The sequence below is a fragment of the Deltaproteobacteria bacterium genome, assembly GCA_016213065.1.
Taxonomy (GTDB): Bacteria; UBA10199; UBA10199; order SPLOWO2-01-44-7; family SPLOWO2-01-44-7; genus JACRBV01.
Window position 1 is genome coordinate 1 of sequence record JACRBV010000001.1, and the last position, 4,566, is coordinate 4,566.

At 47.1% G+C, this 4,566-nt stretch carries 3 protein-coding genes; all 3 read right to left on the reverse strand.

Annotation, left to right across the window (positions count from 1 at the left end; genetic code table 11):
* Positions 1 to 955 (reverse strand): NAD(P)-dependent oxidoreductase (locus tag HY877_00005; GenBank protein ID MBI5298670.1); only part of this gene is annotated, 955 nt, incomplete at its 3' end.
* Positions 956 to 979: 24 nt separating this feature from the next.
* Positions 980 to 1,693 (reverse strand): Crp/Fnr family transcriptional regulator, encoded by a 714-nt coding sequence (locus HY877_00010; protein MBI5298671.1) that lies wholly within the window; start codon positions 1,691 to 1,693, stop codon positions 980 to 982.
* A gap of 53 nt (positions 1,694 to 1,746) precedes the next feature.
* Positions 1,747 to 4,533, reverse strand: a complete 2,787-nt coding sequence (locus HY877_00015; protein ID MBI5298672.1) for an OmpA family protein — start codon at positions 4,531 to 4,533, stop codon at positions 1,747 to 1,749.
* Positions 4,534 to 4,566: the final 33 nt, after the last annotated feature.

Genomic DNA, 4,566 nt, shown 5'->3' on the forward strand with positions numbered 1-4,566 from the left:
GGTCGAGTTTTGCATTCGACATTAAAAAATTGTACCCGGGTCGGAAAAAATTCAGGAAGGGCCGCTCCACTGCTGGTTCTTTTTTCTGAAAACGGGCCAGCGTTTCGCACCAAAGTCCTAAAAGATAAATGACCGGAAGAGGAATATGGAATTTGGGATTGAAGTTGATCGGAATGTTATGGCTTTTGATCCAGCCAGCAATATAGCCGATCAGTTCCGTTAAAGGATATTCGGAGGCATCGGCCGTGTTATAAACTTCGCCAATCGCTTCTTGTTGCTCCGCCAAAAAGTAGGCAATGCGTGCGATGTCTTCCACATGAATAAAGCTAATCTGGTTTTTACCGTTCCCCGGCATTCCGCTTAGCTGGTTTTTGAAGAGCATCTGAATCACTTTCAAAGCCCCATAGGTTCCTGCGGGGCCACCGTATTCAATACCGCTTCCATAGATGGCCGCCGGGCGGATCACCGTGACGGGAAGCCGATCCCGATATTGCAGAGTCAGTTCCTCAGCCAGCAATTTGGATAATTCATAACTGCTTCGTGGTTTAGCGGCCGCCCTTTCATCCAAATGTTTGGAGCCTTTGAAGGTGTAACCCAAAACGGAACCGGAACTCCAAACGACTACCCTTTTGAGATTCGGAATTTTTAAGGCCCCCAGCAGAACATGCTTTGTTCCTAATACATTAATCTCTTCATAAATCTTCCATGGGCCATGATATTTGAAATAGGCGGCGACGTGCAAAATGATATCGGGCTGAACCTCTTGAATAAAACCGACGGTTTGGTCGAGATTGCGAATGTCGACACCTATTTTTAATTTAACCGCCGGATTCAGATATTCTTTGTATTGGGTGCCAACATCGGTGGCGAAAATATCGTGACCTAATAAAATTCCGAGATTACAAACCGAGGGACCGACAAAACCGCAAGCGCCAGTGACCAAAATTCGAGCCATGAAATGCTTTCTACTTTATTTTTTTTATTCAGGCAAGTTTGCAGTTTTGACAAGCTTTGGAATATCCAACAAGAAAATGTCGCGTCTTTCAACGGCGACCAAACCATCATTCTTAAATTCTGTGATGAGTCTGATAACCGACTCCTGAGTGGTGCCAATAAGTTCCGCCAACTCCTCCCGGGTGAGAGCAATTTTGAGCCGGATACCTTTCGACGATTTTTCGCCATATTTTTTTTTGAGGATCAAAAGAAGTTCCGCAAACCGTTCGCGCACATTTTTGTGAGCCAAATTTATCACCTGCAACTCTGCTTTTCCCAAATCCTGAGCCAAGGAGGATAAAATGCGAAAGGTCGTAACCGGGTGCGTCTCCAAAATATGATTAAAAGTCCGCCGATCAATAAAACAGGCAGACACTTCTTCCAAAGCCTCGGCGTTTGCGGCATACGGCTCACACGCCAAAAGACTGCGATAGCCTAAAATATCGCCGGGCCCTGCCAGACGGACAATTTGCTGGTGCCCTTCCGGATCAGTCTTAAAAATTTTAACTTTTCCGGAAAAAACGCAATAAACTCCGCAAGGCTGATTGCCACCATAAAAAATAAATTGCTTGGGTTTATAGTGATTAAAAACTTTGGCATCATCAAGTTCTTTAAAATGTTCTTCGCCCAGATCACAAAAAACACTTTTCTTGCGGGAAGCGCAGGTTTGACAACGAATGGAAGGAATTTTGTCTACCATAAAGGCCGGCCACTCCTAAGATATCTGTCGACAGAAGTCAAATTGGTACTCTGTCATTTTTCCACTTCGATTACATGGAATTCAACGCGGCGGTTTTGGGCTTTGTGTTGGGGGGTGTCGTTGGGAACGACGGGTTGTTTTTCTCCCCAACCTTTTGTTTCCAGACGACTCGGAGCAATTCCTTTTTTTACAAGATAATCTTTGACCGCCTTGGTTCTTTCTTCTGACAAGCGGGTATTAAACTTGTCACTCCCATCGTTGTCGGTATGTCCTTCAATGCGAACGCGCAAAATGGTTCGATTCTGATCCAGCAGATGAGCCACATCATTTAAAATCGGCAAGGATTCCTGACGGATTACCGCGCGATTGACTTCGAAATGAATTGGTCTCAACACAACAATTTTTTTTCCTTCGAGTTTTGCTTGGGATGTTGGAGCAGGTTTTAGGTCCACAGTCCTTGGTCCATGGTCCATAGTCCTTCCCTCACTCCCCGGCACATAATTAACTCCCATGATAATCCGGTAATCCGGTGCTCCATAGCCGGAACCAAGCCCAAGACCAAATCCCAAACTCGCTTCAATCGGCTGTTTATCAAACCGTTTGGCAACAGTGGCATCCCACTCCGTGGGCGAAGTAATGGCACTGCTAAAATCGGTTTTCCCCCAAAAGCCGGATTGCACAACCCATTGATGAACTACACTGAATGGCCATCGCCATCCCGCACCCCATAACATTTCGGGTCCCACCTCGATCAATTTTGTATTCGAAACCGTGACATTATTTTTGCCCCGCGCATTCGCTCCCAAATTGAGGAACACTTCATGTTTCCCAAAATGCCGTTCCCCAATCACCTTCACCCCGCCCGAAACACTTCCGTCGCCAAAAAAATCGTTTGTATTCCCGCTCGGAAGATTCAAAAAAGTGAGAAGAGACAACTGTGCCCGCAAAATATTTTGGTCCGCTTCCAGAAAATGCCATTTGGATTGAAGACGAATGTCGCCCACGCTTGAAGTGTTGCGCTTGTTGGTGGTTCCAATATCTTTTACCTGAGACAACAAACTGACCGGAAAGTTAATGCCAACATCCAGATTATCAAAAATCCCATACGCTCCCCACAAATCCCAGACATAGAAATAATTGACGACACTGTCCGCGGCGTTACCGGTACTGCTTTGTCCCAGCTTAAGAGGATTGTGCACAATGGTTTGCAACAAACCCAAAGAAAAATCCTCTTTGTGCAAAGTCTTTGCCGATTCGATATTGGGAAAACCCATACCGTCACTATCGGCGCGGAGGTGATCGACGTTCAGTCCCCACACGCGCGGAACAACACCGAGAGAAAAAATCAAAAAGAGCCACCAAAAAAGCATGCCACCAAATGAACCGGCGCCGGGCGTCATCTGGCAACCAATTCCGGCTCCCTGCAATTGATCGCCCGCCAAAGTGGTGGTTGTGGCGCCACTCCCGGTACTCGAAGTCGAAGAGGGAGGAGGCAGTGTTGGTTCCAGTGTTGGTGCTAACAGGTTTCCGATCTCCGCTACTAGCGGGTTACGCCCATTCAAATATTCTATTCCATCGGGGATTCCATCCCCATCGGTATCCGCTTTGGTGGGGTCTGTTTTTAAATTTCCTTCCGATTGAACACACGGGGCAACAACAATTGAACCATCGCAAAGTCCATCGCCGTCGGTATCCGCCTTGCGAGGGTCCGTTCCTTTTAATCCCTCAGCACCCGTGCAACTCCCAACGACAATGGTCCCATCACAAAGTCCGTCTCCATCCGTATCGGCTTTTGTGGGATTGCTCTCTCCTGAATCGACAACACCATTTTTATTCGCATCTTCGACATTGTCGAGAATGCCGTCGCCGTCACTATCAGTTTCGCGAAAGTCGGAGATTCCATCACCGTCACTATCGCGGGTTCCGGACGGTGAGCCAGCTTCTAGACTGTCCGGAATGCCATCGCCATCGCTGTCGGTATCGAGATAATCGGGAATGCTATCGCCATCGGTATCGGGCCAAACAATTCCATCATTCGTGTCAATATCACCATCTCCATCGACATCTTTTCCGCTCGCAGTAATTTCTGCAGATGAAAGCACGCCGTCGCCATTGGTATCGTATTGTGAAAGATTTTTTTCGACCAAATCTGGAATCCCGTCATTATCATTGTCGGTGTCAAAGGCATCGGGGATACCATCACCATCGGTGTCGCGAAGAGTATCCACTTTCATTTTTTGATATGTTAGGTTATACGGAAAAGCATCGTCCGAAATTCCGTCGTCGGCTAAACTCCCTGCGGCAAGATAGAGTTGAAAATAAGAATCGGGGTCGTTGAAATTCAACGAAGAAAAACGGGGAGAATTGCTTAATCCCGAAACAGCAAACTCAAAATGAGGTTTTGCATTCGATGGTGAAACAGGAGATGCAACGATAACACCACCTAGCGCGGCACCATAAAATTTGGGGGAAGGAGCATACTGTAAATCATTGTCAGAACCCCCAACACCCCCAACAACCGCAAAATCAGCAAGTTTGTTTCCGGTATTGACTCCAACCACCAAATCCGTGGCACCGTCGCGATTAAAATCAATCGCCAATGTTATAAATTCACTTCCACTCAGATTAGGAAGATCCTGCCCCCCCAATCCCTGCAACGTGGCATCTGCCGAACCCGGATCACCGTCCCCTTCTGCATCGCCAAAAATTACAGGGCGACCGCTGGAATCGTTAAAAGTTTGAATACCAATGTACAACGTGTCATTGCCCGGATCGTAGGAAAAACAAAAGGACTGGATGTCAAAACCACTTCTGCGTGTGCTCGGAAAAGCATTCGGCATGCCCACGTCATTGCCACTCGGATCAGCAAGACA